Below are 20590 nucleotides of genomic sequence, written 5' to 3'. Positions count from 1 at the left end.
ATTCTTTCTTAGAAAAGCTAACTTTTTTATTGTTTAAAAATAAGTCTTATTCAATTTTAAAAGTTTTACCCACTTTGCCATTAATTAATTCTTCTACAGCAATTGGTTTTTCAGGATTATGATCTTTATCTACTGTGATTTTCCCAGTTACGCCAGTAAAATCTTTAATTTGTTCCAGACCCTTCGTGATTTTTGCAGAATCATCGGATTTTTCATTTTCGATTGCTTCTTTAATCATATATACCGCATCATAAGCTAAAGCAGAAAAAGTTGGTGCTTCTTCATGGTAGCGGTTCTTGAAATCACTCATAAATTTAGAAGCAGTTGGATCCTTGGCAGCTACCTGTGTTGAAAATGGCGTAGTATAGTAGATTTTACTTGCATTTTTAGCACCAGCAATTTGTACCAGCTTCGGATCAGCCATACCATCACTACCGACAATTGGTGCCTTAATTCCAATTTGACGCGCTTGCTTAATTATTAAGCCAACTTCCGTGTAGTAGCCAGGAACGTAAATAGCATCGACTTTCTTAGCTTTAAACGAAGTTAATACAGCGTTAAAATCTTTGTCACCTTCTGAAAATGTCTGACTATCAACTATCTTGCCTTTATAAGTTTTCTTAAATGCTTTAGCAAGACCGTTACCATAGTCACTTGAATTGTCAGTATAGACAGCCACTCTCTTTGCCTTAATGTTATTCATTACGAATTTGGCTGCACTACCACCTTGAAAATTATTTTGGTAACATGCCCTAAAAACAAATGGCTGCACTTTACCATTCTTTTGTAAAGTGTAATTTGGATCTGTCGCCGAAGGACTGACACTTGGTACCTTAGCCTTAGTAATATTAGGAATTTCAGCTGTGCCAGCATTAGTAGTTGCCGGTCCTACAATTGCTGCTACCTTTTCTTTTGTAGCTAATTGGGCAGCAACTGAAGCAGAAGTAGAAATAGCAGTTTTATTATCACGCATGATCAGTTTGATTTTTTTCTTATGACCATTAACATCAATGCCGCCTTTTTTATTAATTTCACTAACTGCTAATTGAATACCTTGCTTTTGAGCGTTGCCATAACCGGCTGCAGCTCCAGACAACTCCATGTTAACGCCAATTTTGACTGAATCTTTATCTTGCTTAGTTCCATCCCCACTACTGCTTTTAGCAACAGTACAGCCTGCCAGCATAAAAGCAGCCATGCCAGTGATTACAACATTCATTATCTTCTTAATACCGCTAATATTATCCATCATCTTGTTCCTTCTAACTATTCTTTCTATTCTTTAACTAAAATTGACCACAAAAAAGCCTCATTCAAATCAATGAATGAGGCTTAAATTATCAATTAGTTAAACCCCAATCATTGACACGCAAACTAGGGCTTAACTACTATAAATTACATCACGTAATTCATGTATGTTAAGTCCTGCGCTCCAACAACAAGGCAACTAAATCCTGAGTTTGAAAGATATTCATATTACTTTTTTGTTTAAAATATTTCGTTTCCATCACAATTACCTCCTCAGAATTTTATGTAAACTCTATAGTTTTCACTATCTGACTTAACAATGAATTAACATCATTGTCATTACAACAACTTGATTACCACTAACCACCAAAATATACTTTCTGTACTTCCGGGTTAGCCAACAATTCTTGACCAGTACCACTTAATTGCACTACTCCTGTTGCCAATACATAACCACGATCGGCAATAGATAGAGCTTGTTTAGCATTTTGTTCTATCAACAAAATAGTGGTACCTTTTTCGTTTAGTTCTTTAATAATTTTAAATATTTCTTGAATATACAGGGGTGATAAACCCATTGATGGTTCATCAAGCAGCAACAATTTTGGCTTTGCCATTAAGGCACGACCCATGGCCAACATTTGCTGCTCACCACCAGACAGGGTAGCTGCATCCTGATTACGCCTTTTCTGCAAAATTGGAAAGCGTTCAAAAATGTCTTTGTAGGTTTTTGAAACTTCATCATGATTCTTTTGCAAAAAAGCACCCATCTGCAGATTCTCCATTACGGTCATTCCAGCAAAAATATGCCGACCTTCTGCTACTTGAGAGATACCCGCGCTCACAATTTGCGGAGCACTTTTGTGATCTATTTCTTCGCCAAGGTAGAAAATTTGACCACTTTTGGGTTTTAACAAGCCAGAAATTGTCTTAACAATAGTTGACTTACCAGCTCCATTAGCTCCAATTAGGGTTACGATTTCACCTTGGTTAATTTCAAAACTGACATTCTTAACAGCTTGAATAACACCATAATTTACAGACAAGTCACGAACTTCTAACATTGCCATCTAGTCATCACCCTCTCCTAGATATGCTTCAACAACTTTAGGATTGGCCTTAATTTCTTCAGGCGATCCGGTAGCCAATATCTCGCCTTGATCAAGTACATAGATTCTTTCAGCCAGGTTCATAACTAAAGACATGTCATGCTCAATTAACAAAACCGTGATCTGAAATTCCTTCTGAATATATTTAATAAGATTAGTCAAATCCGCTGTTTCTTCTGGGTTCATACCAGCAGCAGGTTCATCCAGGAAAAGAATCTGCGGGTGAGTAGCCAAAGCACGTACTATTTCCAAGCGTCTTTGCGTTCCATAAGGCAAGTTCTTAGCCAAAGTTTGTTCATTATCCGTTAAATCAAAGATTGCTAATAACTTTTGCGCAGCTTCCTTCATTTCCTTTTCCGTTTTATAAAAACTGGGTAAACGAAAAACTGTTGTTAAAAAGTTTTCTTTGTATTCATTTGTCATTGCAGTTAGAACATTATCCATAACAGTTAAGTCTTTAAATAAGCGAATATTTTGAAATGTACGGGATAAACCTAAGTCTGCAATTTGCACAGCACTTTTATGCGTTAAATCATAATTTTGATCATCAACTTGCAAGTTGATCTTTCCACTAGTAACTTGCACCATTCCAGTTAGCAAGTTAAACAAAGTGGTTTTACCTGCACCATTAGGACCAATCAAGGCAACTAGTTCGTGCTTATCCAGATGAAGTGAGACATCATTAACTGCAGTTAACCCACCAAACTTGCGCACTACGTGGTCAACATCTAATAAGTGTGGCATATACTAGCTCCTTTCCTTTTTGCCAAAATGGCGTGTCAAATTTTTAAGAGAGAATTCCCAGTTACCCAAAAGTCCTGATGGTTTGAAAATCATGATTAGTATCAGAACTATTGCATAGATAACCATTCTTAACGCACCGAAACTTTGTAAAACTGTATCTAAAACGCCTAAAACGATTGCTGCAACAAACGTGCCAGTCATACTGCCAACACCACCCAAAACAACAATAACTAAGATAGAGATAGATTCCATGATACCAAAGTTTGAAGGAGATATTGTTTGCAAGAATGAAGCATGGAGACTGCCAGCTATTGCAGCAGTTGCGCCACCTAAAACGAAAGCAGCCAATTTCCATTTAGTAGTATTAATTCCCATTGCTTCAGCAGCAATTTCGTCTTCACGAACAGCTTTAATTGCCCGACCGTCTTTTGAGCGAATAAAGTTTGTCAAAATGATTGTGGTCACACAAACCAAGATATAAACAGTTGGCCATGAGCATAACTGAGGAATATTGTATAACCCTGCCGCTCCACCAGTAATTTTCAAATTATTAATGACATTGCGGATAATTTCAGCTGCTCCTAGAGTTGCGATTGCTAAATAATCACCCTTTAAGCGAATGAAAGTTGCCGTACCAATAACCGCAGCAATTACAATTGCTATCAGGACACCTACTAGCATTGAAATTAAAAAGCCAGCTTCGCTACTCATGCGTTGAGTAATAATCGCGGTAGCGTATGCTCCAATTGCCATAAAACCCGCATGGCCCAGAGAAAATTGACCACTAAAACCGATAATCAGGTTTAAACCGGTAGCTAAAATAATATTTATTCCAATCGTGACCAGCATGTTTTCAATAAAATCATCTATCACGCCGACCATAATCAACGCATTGATTAAGTAAAAGCCGCCTACCATTAATAACAGCCACGACAAAATGTATTTCCAATTCGATTTCATTTTGCCACCTACACCTTCTCTTTAGCATTTTTGCCAAAAATACCAGCAGGTAAGAAAAGCAAAATGACTATTAATACTAGATAAACAACTGAGTCTTTATATGCCGACAAACCGATAGACTGGAAAAATGTTTCCAAGATACCGATTAAGAAGCCACCAATAGAAGCCCCTGGCACTGAGCCGATTCCACCAAGTACGGCAGCAACAAAGGCTTTAATTCCTGGTGTCATCCCCATTAAAGGATCGATTTGGTTGTAGTACATTCCAATTAAGATACCTGCAGCACCAGCTAAAGCCGACCCTAAAGCAAAGGTAAATGAAATCGTATGATTAACATTAACACCAACTAGTTCGGCGGCAGCAGGATCTACGGATACTGCACGCATAGCCCGACCCATTTTGGTCTTTTGAATAATGACCTGCAAGGAAACCATCAAGATTAAAGCAGTAGCCAAAATCAAAATCTGAACATTTGAAATTTGCACTCCACCGATATTGTAATTAACCTGTTCAATTACTTGGGGGAAACTGCGAGCATTTGATCCTACAAAATATGACATACCGTTTTCCAGTAAAAACGATACACCGATAGCCGTGATCAGTACAGCTATACGAGGTGACTTACGTAGTGGCCGGTATGCAAAATACTCAATCACCACGCCTGAGACTGCACCAATAATCATTGCAGAAAGCAGTGCTGTAATAAAGTTAAAATGCCAAGCATTAATAACATAGTAGGCAAAGAATGCACCTAGCATATAAATATCGCCGTGGGCAAAGTTAATTAAATTAATAATGCCATAAACCATGCTGTAGCCTAAAGCCAGCAGGGCATAAATCGAGCCCAGCGACAAGGCGTTAATGATTTGCTGTAAAACTGTTTGCAAATTTAAGCACTCCTTTCATTTTCTTATTTACTCAACACGGAATGAGTCGCTTACTTTACCGTTAGTCAATTTTTCAATAGCAATTGGCATTTCTGGATTGTGGAATTTGTCCATGGTAATTCTGCCAGTAACACCGTCAAAGTCTTTAATCTTAGCTAGACCTTCAGTAATTTTAACCGAATCATCTGATTTTTGTTCTTCAATAGCAGTTTTTACTAAGTAAACTGCATCATATGCTAAAGCTGAAAATGTAGGTGCATCTGCATGGTAACGAGCTTTATATGCTTTGATAAACTTAGCAGCTTTTGAATCTGGATTCTTGGCAGCTACATTAGTTGAAAATGGTGTAGTGTAGTAAATATCAGTTGCGTTTTTAGCACCTGATATTTGAACGAGTTTAGGATCACACATACCGTCACCACCAACGATTGGAGCTTTAATACCCATTTGCCGTGCCTGTTTGATGATCAAACCTAACTCTGTGTAGTAACCCGGTACATAAATAGCATCGATTTTCTTAGATTTAAATGAAGTTAAAACAGCATTGAAATCTTTATCACCTGCAGAATATGTTTGACTATCAACTATCTTGCCTTTATAAGTATCTTTGAAGGCCTTTGCTAAACCAGTACCATAATCACTGGAGTTATCAGCATAAACTGCTACTCGTTTAGCTTTCAATTTATCGGTGACAAATTTAGCAGCGCTCTTTCCTTGGAAAGTATCTTGAAAGCAAGCTCTAAAGACATAAGGCTGAACCTTGCCATTTTTTTGTCTGGTATAGTTTGGATCCGTTGCAGATGGACTGATACCGGGAACAGAAGCCTTGGTAATATTAGGAATTTCAGCGGTACCACAATTAGTAGTAGCCGGCCCTATAACTGCTGCCACTTTATCTTTAGTTGCCAGTTGTGCAGCAACCGAAGCCGAAGTAGCTATTGAGGATTTATTATCACGGATAAGCAATTTAAGCTTCTTTTTATGCCCGTTGACGTTAATTCCACCGGCTTTATTAATTTCAGAAGCTGCTAACACTATGCCTTGCTTTTCAGCACTACCATATCCAGCAGCAGTACCAGACAGCTCAATGTTAATACCAACCTTGACAACATCTTTATCTTGGTGTGTACCCTTACCGCCCCCGCTTTTTGCAACGGAACAACCAGCTAGTGCCAAGCCGGCCATTCCCACCGTTAAAACACGCAACAATCTTTTTGAAAATTTACTCATCATTTTCTCCTTTTCAAATAGCCTGGTAACTAAAAACCTCATTCATTTAATGAATGAGGCTTAGATCAGTTATTAGATAAGCCCCATTCATTAAGACGCAAACAAGGGCTTTTCATGTAAAATCACTAAAAGTAATTTAATCATGCTAAGTCCTAGACGACAACAACAAGGCAATTAAACTCTGGGCAATAATATTTTTAATGTTGGTTCGTTTATTTAAATATTTAGCTTTCATTAAAATCGCCTCCCAAAATTTAATTTAATACTTAGAATTATAAAAAAAGAACATTAGCATGTCAAGAAGTTTTTGTAATTATTTTTATCAAAGTTCTCAGTATTTTTTATTAATTCTATTGTTTTCACAGGCAAAACAAACGCACGCTGTTAAAGCGTGCGTTTTACTTACCAGACTTTTTTAAAATACTGCTTTTTTCCGCCAAAATACAACCATGATGCATAAAACAAAATAGCTTAAAATCATGAGCATTATTGGTAACCATATTTCATAATATGCTGTTGGCAGAACCTGATTAAAGATTTTTAGACCAAACAAAGCATCAAAGACACCAAATACCGCTGGAACTAAGAGCAACAGTCCCGTTCCATAAGTGCTGCTTTCCTGCGATACTTTTTGAGTCTTTAATTTTTGATCAGCATCCCGGTTTTTCTTAGCAAATTTTATTACCTCTATTATCAAAATAGCAAACAGAGTTGCACCAAACACAAATGCCATTGAGAAGCCCAAAATCTTCATTTCTCTGGTCATCCCCAGTGCCAGCTGATAAAGAGCGGCTTTGGAACTGCTGTAGAGTCGACTATAGGTAAGACTACTTTGAGCCTGTTTATGTTCAATTTTTAGTAAAAACGGCCAATCTCTATCAAAACTGTTTAGCTGTACCAAAGTCAGATATTTAGTATTGCCTTTAACCTTATTTAATTCTGCAGCTGAACAAAGTGCAATTGTTTTATCTTTTTGACTGCTATTAGGAACGAGTTCGCGAAAGCTGTTGCCTGCCAGAGAATTTTTATTCAATTGGTCTAACTTAATTAATTTGACTTGAAAATTGCGCTTGCCGGTGCTTTTGACGTACTTAACTGGATTATCTACCAATTCATTACGAACAAAATAAAAGTGCCCTTTTGTATCTTTATAATGGTATGTTTGTTGCTTTTTAATTTTTAGTTGCGCCACATCGTTTTTAATATTGGCGGTATTGCTGACAATTACGCCATCATAATAAGTTCCCCTCTTAATATCTTGAGAAAAGGCATTAAAGTCATGACTTAAAGCCAGAGCGCCCATAGTCAAGGCAAAGAGTATGGAAATGATAGTAAAAACACTGGCATAATGATGAAGTCCCAGCTGCGTTTTTCCTTTAGCTAACTTAATTTTGCTAAACCAAGTTGCAGGTACCAAGCTTAATAACGAGTGGCAAAGTAAATAAGTACCTGACACAATTGTGACAAAGGCTGCCAATAAAGTATTAAACAGATTTTGACTAGGCAAATTTAGTATAAAATAGCCGGTTACTACTAGTACCAATCCTAAAACCATTTCAATTATTCTTAGTCCTGAATGTTTTTGAAAAATTGTAGATGCGTCTTCTTTTGCAGCTACACTTTTTAAAATTGTTCTGGTTAGGTTATAAGTTACTATTATACCGCCAATCATTATTACAGCGGTCAGCAGCATTATCGCTTGTACGCCCCAACTTACCTGCAGAAAATCTTTTATGAAATTAAAATTTACCGCAGGTGGTTTTAGTAAGCCACTAAACAGCTTAATAATGAGGGAAGCAAGATTAAGACCCAAAATAATACCGGTTACTATCATCAAACCGCTAATAATGAGTGTCGCACAAAGTTCTATTAGCCCAATGCGCATATTTTTTAATTTTTGCATCAAGATCACCAAACTTTCTGTTTAGCTCCTTCAAGCAGACCACCTTTTAACTTAATTATAGTTAGCGCTGTCATTTTTCAAATGACCTGAACAGTTTCTTGAACATATTTTAATATTTGCTTTTTAAGCCATTATTCTTTTTTAAATATTGTTTTTTGTTAGTGTCGATTCTCTCCAGCTTGATTGCCATTTTTAAAACATTTTTCCTATCATCTTTCTTTATAATTTTTTCCTGGTCTAAACTTTATAAATAATCCATCTACAAATGCTTCATAAATATGATCATCTACTTTAGACCTAATTTTTAAATCTTCGCTTAACTTATCAAACATCTTTTCTATGTTTCTTATTAATCTAATTTGATCCCAATTGGAATTAATTCACGTAATAATTTTGCTCCTTTTTCTTTACTCCTTTCTAATTATTCTTTGCTTATTAAGATTTTATATAAGCATATAAAAAACGTCATATTTAACTCTTACTGGCTTAATATGACGTTTTTAAATTTTATTTATTAGTAATCATTAGTTCTTCAAGTTCTTTACCATAACTGGGCATACCAGCAATTTTCACACTTGCAGTTATTGTTTGTACTTTATCAAGACACTTGGGATCTTGGTCATAATGATATTTGATTATATTCTCATAAGCTGGAGCAATAGTCTTATAAAAAAATATATCTGGTTTTGTTTTGATTTGTTTTTCACTACTAACATAAAATTCTGTTTCTTCAAATCTTTTGTTACGAATACACAAAATCATCATATTAATAATTATAGACAAAACTAACTTTTGAATATCAATGCTACTCGAGCCAATAAACTGACGTATTACTCTTTTTGAAATCAATAAATTACTATCTAAATCATAAAAACTCATAAGGTTGCAGTACAGTCTTAAACTATCAGAATTAAAATGAGAAACATCAAACGTTCTTTCTTTCAATCTATCTATAACGCCACTATCAATACTGGAAAGATTTTTGTTAATTATTGCAATAAAGATATCAATTATATCTAATTTATCTTCTTTATTTGGAAAATCACTTTCCGCAACAAAATTTCGTATTTGCTGCAGATCATGCACAGAATTTTGATAATACGCTTCATTAACCATTCTATCAATCTCTAGGTTCTCGTCATGTACGGTCTTCGCCTGGTGGTTTAACTTACCAAAAAAATCAGTTAATGAAATTTTGTTAATGTTTAATAACTCAATTAAATTATCTGCTGAAATGCTGCTTAAATTTTTTTCAACTTTTGCATAAAATGACGGGCTTACCACATCATTAACCCATTGCCTTTGTGTTTTCTTTTGCTGAATGCGATAGTCTTTTAGTAATTCACCAATTGTCATTTAAATTTCCTCAACTATTTGATTAACTATCAAATATTACACTTTTTAATTTTATTATAATCAAAAAATATAAAAGTATCATAAAATTAAAAATAAAGATTATATAATGCTGAGGTAAATTGGGTTATTATCTATCTGACTACGACAGGCTCTTATCGTTAAATTGGTATTGATTAAAATCAACAACTACATCATACTTTTGCAGTTCTTCTGGATCGTAATGATGAATAACTTCAACAAAAGTAAAGTTTGAATCAAAAATATATTGGTGAATTGCCTTTGATGAAGTTTTATCAAGTGAAGCATTAATTTCATCCAGTAATAAAATTGGTCGATTGGCTAAAATAGCCCGTGCCACCTCAATTCTGGACAATTGGCCACCAGATAGTTGATCTGCATTGTCACCTAATTGATAATCAAATCCCTTTTCTTTAATTAATTGTCCTAACTGTAGTCCTTGACATACCTCAAGAACTTTTTCTTTAGCTATATTGGCTCCTAGAGTTAGATTAAACCAAAGCGTATCAGAAAAAATAACTGCACTCTGGCTGGAATAGGCAAACAACTTAGTAAACGATCCTGCCGCTACTTCGTTATGATCAAGTATAATTTTTTTAGATTTACCATACTTACCATACATTAGAAACTGTAACATCGTAGATTTCCCTGATCCTGAGGGTCCGATGACCGCAACTTTTTGGCCAGACTTAATATCAAGATTAATATGTTGTGCTAATACCTTATCCTGACGCATTAAATCTAGGTCTTGCACTTGTAGTTCATTAAATGTAGGATCATTGGTTTGTTCACGCTCCACATTATCTGCTTTTTGTATATATTGCTTTATCTTTCGAACAATTGGCTTTGTAGTAGACAAATTATTTCGTTCTTGCAAAATTTGTAAAATTGGATTTACAAATGAATTAGATAATTGCGTTATTGCAAAAAGAGCACCTAAAGTAGTTTGACCTTTAATTACTAATGCAATACCAATTGCAAACGGCAATAAATAAGTACCCATAATTGCAATTGCATTAAGAAAAGCACTGGTATTAGTATTAAGCACATTCATCTTGGCTAATTTTTCTTCTAATTGGTTAACTTTATACTGATTTTGTTTAACTGCATTATCCTGCTTATCATATAAATTAAAGGTAGCAGTACCAGATAACAAATTTTTAGTTTGATTAACATATTTATCATTAGCATTTGTCCAAGCTTCTGCAGCATTTTGAATAGGCTTTTGGAAAAAGGTGGAAACAATTGTTGGTATAACCGAACCAATAAAAAATATTATTGTAAGCTGCCAATTTAGATACAAAGCGAATACCATAGCAAATACGACGGTGTATGAATAAATCAGAATTCCTATTTCAGCATCATAGCGATTTGTTTCCAAAAGTTTAAAATCATTAGTTAAAAAACCTAAATTAGAAGCATCTTCTTGCTCATCCGAGAGCATACCCCTCATCACTTTAAGCCTTAACTTAGTATTGACCTGCTTAGCAGCGTCTGCTTTAAGATAATCAAAAATTAAAGTGGCGACTAAAATTAAGATCAATAACAAAATATTTTTACCAAAAAAGACTGGAATAGCTGCAAAATTTTTAGCTGTTGCCAAATTAATTAACGAACCAACAATGTATGCTGTAACAATATTCTGCATACTGGAAATTAATCCAAAAATATTTAAACAAAAAAACTTAAAGTGCGAGTAGTATTTGTAAACCATGATTTTCTCCTTAATTTGCTTTAATCTCACTTTGCATGTAATGGAAAAATACCTAAATACTTCCCAATAAGTTTCTTTTCCATTACTACATGTAGAGTATTTACCTTCATATCTCGACCATGCTGTATGTTGATATAAATAATATAATTGCCTTTTTATTTTTATTAATAAAACTGTCATATTTGACATAAATAAGTTGGATATGACAAATCCAAAAACTAACAGAATTTATTTCCTATCCACTTTCACCTGTACCAAAGCAACTTAACATAATGCCATTATTATTAGCATCGTGTCTACATATGAATTAAGCAAGCAAAAAGGCAAGAAATTTTCATGAAATTTCTTGCCTTTTATTAAAAGTTAAAACTTTAAAACTATTTATTCGGCTCCGATAATTTAGGCCCAGCTAGATACTTGATATCTGACGCTTTAAAGAAACATCTAGGATTATCTGCCTGCTGATAATATAGCTCCTCTTTTTTGCTATCTGGATTAATTATTTTAATAGCCGTACTTACTGATACGCTTGTTCCCTTTCGAAGGAGTGTACCTGTAAATGCTTTGCCATCTTTATCATAATATTTTGCATCGTTTACAGCATATACTTGTGTAAAAACACTATAAAAAGGTAATAGCTGTCTTGGAGTGGTCTTAATATAGACATTACCAATAAATTCATCTGTACCCTTAATCCGGTATAATTTTTGTATAGCAGGTGGGGTATTAATACGTTTTGGACCAAACTCTTCTGAATTAGTTTCTTTATCTAGAACTATCTTTTGTCCACCACTTAAATATTTATCAAGCTGTTTACCTTGATTATCGTAAAGAGGTATTTTAGTTTGTGTTGACCAGAGCTTAGTAGTCACAGAAGCCTCATTAGTATATAAATCATTGCCATTTATTTTTGCAACATTGACAACTTTGATATAACCACCATGACCGATATTATAATACTCTTTACCTTTAATTGTTACATAAGGTAAATAAAACCAATTCCAGTTAATATCATGAAATGAATAACGTTCAGCCATTGCATCAGTTGTCGTTTGAACCTTACCAGCATACTGAATTGAGCTACCTTTTTGTAATAAACCGTTAGCTCGAAGGTAAGAATATACTTTTTTGCCTTTTTTGTTATAAATTCGTGTACGATGATTTAGTGTCAGTACTTCTTGATTTTCATCTTCATCTTGGTTAGTAGTTTGTGCTGCATGAGCTTGGTATCCATCTATTGCTACAGTAGATATAGAAGTCGCTGCCAATATTCCGGCTGCTATGCTAATAAATAATTTCTTTTTTCTCATTTTAATTACCTCTCTGTTAAAATTTTAATAGTTATTTTCTTTAATGTCTACTAATTCCCATTTATTTCAACATATATTATTCTTTTACAATTTATCCATTATTACGTTTAGTTTGAAGATCAAAAATAGCAATCATCCCTAACTAAGTTAGAAAAGACTGCTATAAAACTAGTAATTATAATTTAATCTAGCTTGTTTTGCGATCTTTAAAGATATAGAAAACGCCAAGCAACATAAACACTACTAGTAGTGTAATAAATGGTGGGAATAAGCGGCCAAATCCCTGTACTATTCCAAATCCTAAGAGGACTATTACAGAATACGAAAGCAAGAGTATCCCACGATTCTGTTTCACGAATTTAAAGAAGGGCTTGTCCTTATAGATCTTTGCAAGACAAAATGTTGCTATTAGAAAAGCTGTGTTCCCTATTATTTTAGACATAATTTCATCACTTTCTGTTAATCATGATTAAAGAACTGCTATGATATAAATTCCAGTAAGGTTGACATCCATATTAAAGATAATTGTGTAGATGTGTATCATCATATAGTCCAAATCATTTCTGACTTTCATAAAACAGGCTGAGCCAATGGCACTAGTTGTTCCTGTCTATTCGTTTATGCATTTAGTATATATTAAAATAATAAAAAAATAAAACGTTTAAAATAAAAAATTAATGTTTTAAATTTAATTTTTAACGTTTTAAAATAAAAAGTTAAAAATTCAGCTAGATCAATCGCTAATTTACATAATGTACATTAAGAGAAGTTGCTACGAAGCATAGTGCTACAAGGCTTAAAACTGCAGCAAATAATTGTTTGTGAAATTGAAGCAGTATAGCAAAAGGGAAGACTGTGAGTTCAATCTTTCCTTTTTTCATTTTTTCGTTATCTGGTAATTCACAATCAGACCAATTATAAATTCAAACTTTTACCATTTAATATAACTATACCTAATATTCAAAACAACTACTATATTTATTAATCATTATCAACTTTTATATTTTCATAAAAAACTTTTCTACCTTTTTACGATACTTTAGCATACCAATTAAAGCTAAGTTATTAATTATTATCTTGATGTTGTTCAAGTAGCAATCTTCTGGTTGACAATGATAATCAATCATATTTATGAGTAATGCTAATTCTTATAAAATACTGGTTTAGGCTCAGTTTCAATTTGTTCAGTAGTTTTAGACCAGCTACCATACTAAGAGGAATTCGTAAATTTGAAGCAAAAAAAGCAATAAAGAGGATATGACCGCCAAATTTAGGATAAATTTGGCGGTCACTTCATTTTAACTCCTTGCTTTTTATTTGCTTTCAAATTTTTCAAACTAATTATTGAGTACTGGTAGCTTTGATAAAATCTCCTCCTCCAGCTGCAACTTTATAAAATAATTCTGCTTTATTATTATCAGAACTAGTCATCTTTAAAGCCTTTGATATTCTGATTTCATCTCCTTTTTGACCAGGATGTCTCATTACTTTACCATCTTTATCATAATATGGAGTATCTCTTAAAATATATGCCAAACTATAGATGCTATACGTAGGCAATTCTTGTCTTACCTTTCCTTTAATATCATATTCTGTGATAAACTCATTAGTTCCCTTAATATGATAAAAATATCGTACACCTGGCAAAGTATCTATATCTACTTGTGCTCCAAAATCTGGTCTAGTGGCTTTTTCATCAACAATTATTTTCTGCCCAGATCTGATTGTTTTTTTAAGTGTTTTTCCATGACCATTATAAAGTGGAATTTTACCATTCGATTTCCCTGACCAAGCCTTAGTAGTTACAGTAGCGTTATTTACATACAGCCAATTTCCATCAACAGAATTAACATTTACAGCTTTTATATAGCCACCATGACCTATATTATAATATTGCTTGCCTTTTTTGTTATAGACACGAGTCTTATGATTCAAATACAATTTACCTTGCTTAGATTCTACACAAGAATCAATAGTTTGAGCTTGACTATTAGTTATAACAGTTATTACTAATGTTATTGTTAATATTACAACTATTAAACTAATAAATAATTTTTTGATATTCTTCATTGCAATTACCTCTCCCTGCTCAAATTCTAGTAGCTATCTTTCTGATTGTCTATTAAGGGCTACCTTTACTGTATCAAGTCAATTTAAGCATCATGTCTACATATGAATTAAGCAAGCAAAAAGTTAAAACTTTAAACTATTTATTCGGCTCCGATAATTTTGGCCCAGCTAGATACTTGATATCTGAGGCTTTAAAGAAACATCTAGGATTATCTGCCTGCTGATAATATAGCTCCTCTTTTTTGCTATCTGAATTAATTATTTTAATAGCCGTACTTACTGATACGCTTGGACCTTTTTGAAGGAGTGTACCTGTAAATGCTTTGCCATCTTTATCATAATATTTTGCATCGTTTACAGCATATACTTGTGTAAAAACACTATAGAAAGGTAACAGCTATCTTGGTTGCTACGAAACCTAAAGCTACACGGCTTAAAACTGCAACAAATAATTGTTTATGAAATTGAAGCCGTATAGCAAAAGGGAAGGCTGATTTAACAGCCTTCCCTTTTTTCGTTACCTGGTAATTTCACAATTAGACCAATTAGCCTATTTGCTACTTTTAATCCTTTAACTTTAAGCTGCTCCATGTGCTTCGTAAATTAATAAGAAAATCACTTTGATAGCAGCAGTAAATTAAAAACTTGTTTACTTGTCTTACAGGCTACCAATTAGAAGAACAGGAATATTAGCAAAAACTTCATTATCAATCCATTGCTTCAATTGAGTAATTGATTCTTGAGCCAATTTTTTATCTGAACCCTTTAATTTATTAGCCAATTTTTCGGCAGTGACTAGCTTTTTTGCTATTTTCTCTTTAGAAGTATTAGTGATCATTTCTACTTCGGTTTTTATTAATGGTTTAAGAGATTTTTTATGACCATTTACATTGTATGTCCCGGTTAAAAAATTAGTCCAAAACTTATATTTGCCATTTTGCGACACAATATGAACTAAAGAACCATTTTCTACTGATATAGCGCGATCTATTTTGAATAACATGTTTTTAGCGAAAACTTTTTTAGCATGCTTCAAACTATATTTTTTAAGTAAGCCATTTTTTCTTTGATACAATCCGCCATCAGTAGTAGCTATATTTTTAGCTAACTTGAAAACATAGCCAGCTTTAGTCAGTTTGTTAGACCATGTTTTATCAGACACACCCTGATTATTGACTACAGTATTTGTATCGCTTACGTCAGCTGCTTTAACAGGCACATAATTACTGCTTGTTGCACTAAATATCAAGCTTGCACCAAAAACAGCTGCAATTGCTGCTATACTAAGTGATTTTTTCATTTTTACCAACCTACTTTGATTTAATATATCATTTCTTAATAAATTAATATTTTAATAACAAAATTATATATCTTTAATTAATTTTGCTCAATCATTTACACCTATAAAAATAGCCTAAGACAAAATCTTAGGCCTCACTTTTGTACTATTAAGTAGTTCGTTAAGAATACCATTTACGATATTCAACACATCTCGAATTGTGGTAATTACAAGATACAAAAGAATTAGAATTAGAACATCAGACACGTCTTTTCACCACCTTTACGAGAAGTCAGTCAACTTCTCAAGATAGTGCACTAAACGCGGTAAGATTATTTTACGTCTTTTTCTATGTTGGCTAGTGTGACATCAGCTACTGTATTCACGGGCTCTAAATGATTGCCAAAAGTATATTTAGCAGTCGAAGCTTTCACAAAATTACAGTTTGACATCGATGAAGGTGAATCTAAAACTTCATAAAATAGTTCTGCTTTTTTATCTGCTGGAACCCATATATATCTTAATCCTGTAACCGAAACCGTATCACCTGAACTAAACCATGAATCGTCCGCAAATTCTCCTTTTATATTATAAAGATATGCGTCATTCACAAATCTTACATGCATGATATTAGTATACGGTATTAGTTGCTGACGAGGCTGCGTTTTAAGGTCGTCTCTTAAAACAAACAATTTTTTATTGTTTTTTATGCGGAATACTTCTAGAACTCCATTATCAAGCATATCAATTTTAGTCGTCCCTGCTAGTTCTTCTCTATTACTGCGACGATCAACCACTAGTTTCGTACCCTTTTTGACATATTTATTGGTAAATTCACCTTTATTATTAACAAGATTTGCTTTTGTAAAATCTTTATCAGAAGAAAATGGCGATGATGCTATTGTAACAGTAGCATAATTAGTAAATAACTTATTTCCATTGATACTATCAACATTTATAGCTTTAATATAACCGCCATGACCGATGTTGTAGTATTGTTTACCTTTAATTGTTTTATATGGTAGATAATACCAGTTCATATCTTTGTCATTAAAGGAATAACGCTTGGTATCTGGATCAGATAGGGCTTTAATTTTGCCAACATATCTTACTAAAGCACCCTTTTTTAGCAGCCCATTCGTTTTAAGATAAGAATACTTTTTCTTACCCTTTTTGTTATAAACACGAGTCTTATGATTCAAGGTTAGCTTGCCTTGCTCAGAATTTACATTTGACGTAGTAGTTTGAGCTTGATCAATATTAGTTGTAGTAACTGCTAATGATGTTGTTGTCAATATTCCAGCTAATAAGCTAATAAACAATTTTTTGTTAATTTTCATTGTAATTACTCCTTTATCCTTAAATTCTAATAGCAGTTATTGCATGTATTTATGAGTGGATAATATTCTTTAGAAATGCCAAAAAATCAGCAAAAGCAAACTAATTAGCTGTGCCAAAGATGACAGATCTCAATTTTATCTTGTTTAGATAATTTAGACATAAAAATACCCCCAAATTTGTCCTAAATTTTGAGGTCACTTCAAAATCAAATATGACAATTTTAAGTTTATTTATTTGCAACTAAAAGCTCTTCTAACTCCTTACCATAATCTGGCATTCCAGCTAATTTGATACTTTTAATTATTATTTCTGTTTCATCCAGATATTTTTTATCGTGATTATCTTGATATTTAACTATATTATAAAATGCCGGTATCAGCAGCTTATAAAAGAAAACCTCCGGTTTTGTTTTTATTTGATCCGCATAATTAACAAATTCCTCAGTTTCTTCAAATCGCTTATTTCTAATGCAAAAAATCAGCATATTGATAATGATAGCCAAAATTTTTTCTTGTATTCTGACACTGCTTGATCCAACAAGCTGTTTTATTATCCTTTTAGATAGCAATAAGTTGCTATTCAAATCATAAAAGCTCATGAAATTACAGTACGTAATTAAACCATCTTCATCAAAATTAGAAATATTAAAAACTTTTTCTTTCATTTTGTCTATAACTTCTTTATCTAGCATTGTAAGGTCTTTACTAATTACCGCAATATAGGTATCAATAAGAAGTAATTCATCATTTTTATTAGGCAATTCACTTTCAGCAACTACATCTCGTATTTGTTGCAACCCTTTTTTTGAATTTTGGTAATATGCTTCATTAATGAGTCGATTTATTTCTAATTCTTGTTGATTAATCGACTTATCTTTTTGATTTAATTTACTGAAAAAATCAATCACTGGAATTTGATTAGAATGTAGTAATTCAATTAAATCTTCGGCAGAAATTCGACTTAAATTTTTCTCTACTTTCGCATAGAATGAAGGGCTTATCACATCTTTTGCCCATTGTTTCTGCGTCTTTTTTTGACTTATCCGATAATCTTTTAGCAACTCCCCAATTGTCATTTAATTCCTCCTAGTTTTATGCTGTCAAATATGACATTCCTCTCTTTTTCATTATAGCCAAAATATATCGTTAAGTTATGAAAAGAGGTAAAAACATGAACATCTTTTTAAAAAATAAAAACTACAGAAAATTTACCACCATAACTGGTACAATCAATGTTAATTATGCCCTGTACGGTGTCCTGGGACTTAGTTCAATCGTCTTCACTGTTGCTTAAACTGAAATTGCATAAAAATTTACTGATGTTTTTACCTAAAAAATCCAGACCAATCCAACATAAATTATTGGAAGCTATACCAATTTTTTGCATACTAGGGATAAAAGCGTTCTCCATTTAAGATTTTGTGAAATTAAATTTATCCACAAGAAAAAGCCCAAAATATTGGGCTTATTTTTTAATGAGATGTTGCGTGAATTCCCACCAATTAAAGAGTTACTAGTTTAATTTTGAAGACTCATTTCAAAATCCATTCTTTTTATAATTATTTATTTGTGAGTACAATTTTTTGATATAACGTAACTGTTAACAAGTAATAACCCAGATAAAGCACAATAAATATTGTGAATGGAATCCAGATATTATGGTATGGAGATATCAGCAATGTTTTAAACAGTTGTAAGCCACAAAGGACATCTACTATGCCTAAAATAGCAGGCATGGTGAACAAAGTACCAATTTCTTTTCTGATTGAACTGAGCAATAATTGTGGCCTGGCTCCAATTTCATGTAGCATCTGGTAGCGCACCTTGTCACTGGCGGCACCACTTAAAACTTTAAACATTAACGTCGAAGCGAGCATAGTCAGAAATGCTATTCCTAAGAAAAAGCCCATAAATTCAAACGCACTGGTAAAACCAATCATATTGCTATAGTTATATGATTTTGAAGAAAGGTAAATATCTTGGTAATTGCGATTTTCCCTTAGTTGCTGTTTTTGAATTTGTTTAATCACTGGAAAATCATGGGCAAAGTCTTTGACATTAATATAACTAACAAATTTTTTCTGACCACCAAGTGTATTCCACCTTTGTTGTGAAACTAGCTTAATTTTCTTAGGAATACCATTTGGCACCATTTGGCTAAAAATGCTGTTGGCAGCTGTTTCTGGTTTATCCAGTTCGGCAGTAACCAGTGTTTTCACTTTATATGTAGGTAAATTGTCTTGATTGTCATGAAAATAGATTTCTATTTCTTTCAGCGGCTGTTTTTCAAATTCCGTGCGGTTAAAGTAGAGGTGCATCCCCTTTTCTTTGTAGTGATAAGTCTGCTTATTGGTAATGGTTAATTTTGCTTCTGCTTTTTTAACTGCTGGTGTCTTACTAACAATTGTAGCATCATAATAAAAGCTTTTTTGCGTCTCATCCTTCATGGAGCCAAAATTAAGTCCCACGGTAATTGCACCTAGAGCCAAGGCAAACAGAATTGAAATCATAGTTAATATCTTGGTGTAGCTTTGCAAACGGAATTTCAACTGACCAAGAGTAAATTCATTAATACCACGATATGAAAAAGATTTTTTATTAGGTAAATAATTAATAATAGCCGTAAAGACACCATTAAAGACGAAGAAAGAACCAGCAATAATTGTTACTAAGGCGGTGGGAATAAGAAAGTAAATATATCTGGTGGACAGAGTCATCACATAGTAACCGACAGCCAACAAAAGCACACCGCAAATTGCTTCAATTCCCCGCAAAACTGGATGATGATTAAGATTAATGGGATTTTGATCTTCGTGTAAAAGATCAATTACCGGAGTATGTGTAAGTTTGTGCACATTGCTCAGTGCACCCAAGAGAAAAATAATAACAAAGAAAAGCAGTGTCCCTATTATTGCGCTGGGTAATATTGCTTTAAAGTGAGTAATTTCTAGCCCTAACTTACCTACCAGCACCTTGGTAACTATTGTGGTCAACCCAAGCCCCAGTAGTATTCCCAGCAGAACTGCTAAAAAGCCGGTTAACAGAGTTTCACAAAAAATTAGTAAGCCAATACGCGTGCTTTTGACACCGAGCATCATATACATGCCATAGTCATGCTTACGCATGCTTAACAAAAACGAATTGGCATAAACAAGATAAACCGATGTAATGATCACCAACAAAATAATGCCAAAGGTAAAAATATATGTCAGGTATGCCGTTCTACCGTAGACATCTTTACTAATAAATACAGGGTTAGTAGCAATTGACAAGAACATGTAGAAAATCATGCTGGCAACAATTAAACCAGAAAATAATACCAGATAATCTTTTAGTCTATTCTTAATCCCCGTCACAGACAGTTTCCAAATCATTACTGCTCCTTTCTTTAATTAAAAACAAGAATCTATTTACTGCTCCAA

16 protein-coding genes are annotated in these 20590 nt (G+C 33.4%); 1 reads left to right on the top strand and 15 read right to left on the bottom strand.

Features of this window, described 5'->3' with window-relative positions; genetic code table 11:
• Nucleotides 1-46: 46 nt before the first annotated feature.
• The 14 genes from H3T43_RS07245 to H3T43_RS07180 form a co-directional block, all read right to left on the bottom strand.
• Nucleotides 47-1249, bottom strand: coding sequence for an ABC transporter substrate-binding protein (locus tag H3T43_RS07245; RefSeq protein WP_370466835.1), 1203 nt, complete (start codon nt 1247-1249; stop codon nt 47-49).
• 358 nt (nt 1250-1607) lie between these two features.
• Complete coding sequence (locus tag H3T43_RS07240; RefSeq protein ID WP_034979002.1) at nt 1608-2318, bottom strand: ABC transporter ATP-binding protein; 711 nt, start codon at nt 2316-2318, stop codon at nt 1608-1610.
• Nucleotides 2319-3101: an ABC transporter ATP-binding protein gene (locus H3T43_RS07235; protein ID WP_046331508.1), complete on the bottom strand. Its 783-nt coding sequence runs from the start codon at nt 3099-3101 to the stop codon at nt 2319-2321.
• A 3-nt stretch (nt 3102-3104) separates the two neighbouring features.
• Nucleotides 3105-4061, bottom strand: a complete 957-nt coding sequence (locus tag H3T43_RS07230; RefSeq protein WP_034979007.1) for a branched-chain amino acid ABC transporter permease — start codon at nt 4059-4061, stop codon at nt 3105-3107.
• Between the two features lie 8 nt (nt 4062-4069).
• Nucleotides 4070-4948: a branched-chain amino acid ABC transporter permease gene (locus H3T43_RS07225; protein ID WP_034979008.1), complete on the bottom strand. Its 879-nt coding sequence runs from the start codon at nt 4946-4948 to the stop codon at nt 4070-4072.
• Nucleotides 4949-4975: 27 nt separating this feature from the next.
• Entirely contained in the window at nt 4976-6181 is a 1206-nt protein-coding gene (locus tag H3T43_RS07220) for an ABC transporter substrate-binding protein (RefSeq protein ID WP_370520796.1), read from the bottom strand.
• A 412-nt stretch (nt 6182-6593) separates the two neighbouring features.
• Nucleotides 6594-8081 carry a hypothetical protein gene (locus tag H3T43_RS07215; protein ID WP_198180290.1) on the bottom strand — a complete coding sequence of 496 codons (1488 nt, stop codon included), beginning with the start codon at nt 8079-8081 and terminating at the stop codon, nt 6594-6596.
• Between the two features lie 507 nt (nt 8082-8588).
• Nucleotides 8589-9437: a helix-turn-helix domain-containing protein gene (locus H3T43_RS07210; RefSeq protein ID WP_198180288.1), complete on the bottom strand. Its 849-nt coding sequence runs from the start codon at nt 9435-9437 to the stop codon at nt 8589-8591.
• A gap of 139 nt (nt 9438-9576) precedes the next feature.
• Nucleotides 9577-11169 (bottom strand): ABC transporter ATP-binding protein, encoded by a 1593-nt coding sequence (locus H3T43_RS07205; protein ID WP_046331504.1) that lies wholly within the window; start codon nt 11167-11169, stop codon nt 9577-9579.
• Between the two features lie 377 nt (nt 11170-11546).
• Nucleotides 11547-12479: an SLAP domain-containing protein gene (locus H3T43_RS07200; protein WP_198180286.1), complete on the bottom strand. Its 933-nt coding sequence runs from the start codon at nt 12477-12479 to the stop codon at nt 11547-11549.
• 1341 nt (nt 12480-13820) lie between these two features.
• On the bottom strand, nt 13821-14549 hold the full coding sequence (locus tag H3T43_RS07195; RefSeq protein ID WP_198180284.1) for a hypothetical protein: 729 nt from the start codon (nt 14547-14549) through the stop codon (nt 13821-13823).
• Nucleotides 14550-15207: 658 nt separating this feature from the next.
• Entirely contained in the window at nt 15208-15849 is a 642-nt protein-coding gene (locus H3T43_RS07190) for a hypothetical protein (protein ID WP_198180282.1), read from the bottom strand.
• Nucleotides 15850-16160: 311 nt separating this feature from the next.
• Nucleotides 16161-17168 carry an SLAP domain-containing protein gene (locus H3T43_RS07185; RefSeq protein ID WP_198180280.1) on the bottom strand — a complete coding sequence of 336 codons (1008 nt, stop codon included), beginning with the start codon at nt 17166-17168 and terminating at the stop codon, nt 16161-16163.
• 227 nt (nt 17169-17395) lie between these two features.
• Nucleotides 17396-18244 (bottom strand): helix-turn-helix domain-containing protein, encoded by an 849-nt coding sequence (locus H3T43_RS07180; protein ID WP_198213584.1) that lies wholly within the window; start codon nt 18242-18244, stop codon nt 17396-17398.
• A gap of 95 nt (nt 18245-18339) precedes the next feature.
• Between H3T43_RS07180 and H3T43_RS09555 the strand changes: the two genes are divergently transcribed.
• Entirely contained in the window at nt 18340-18462 is a 123-nt protein-coding gene (locus H3T43_RS09555) for a hypothetical protein (protein WP_255534824.1), read from the top strand.
• 265 nt (nt 18463-18727) lie between these two features.
• Here H3T43_RS09555 and H3T43_RS07175 read toward each other — a convergent pair whose 3' ends face one another.
• Nucleotides 18728-20542: an FtsX-like permease family protein gene (locus tag H3T43_RS07175; RefSeq protein WP_198213582.1), complete on the bottom strand. Its 1815-nt coding sequence runs from the start codon at nt 20540-20542 to the stop codon at nt 18728-18730.
• Nucleotides 20543-20590: the final 48 nt, after the last annotated feature.

Origin of the sequence: Lactobacillus sp. M0396 (assembly GCF_016101625.1) — a bacterium.
Classification (GTDB): Bacteria; Bacillota; Bacilli; order Lactobacillales; family Lactobacillaceae; genus Lactobacillus; species Lactobacillus huangpiensis.
The sequence above is the reverse complement of the archived record's forward strand: the minus strand, read 5'-3'. Positions and strand labels throughout refer to the sequence as shown.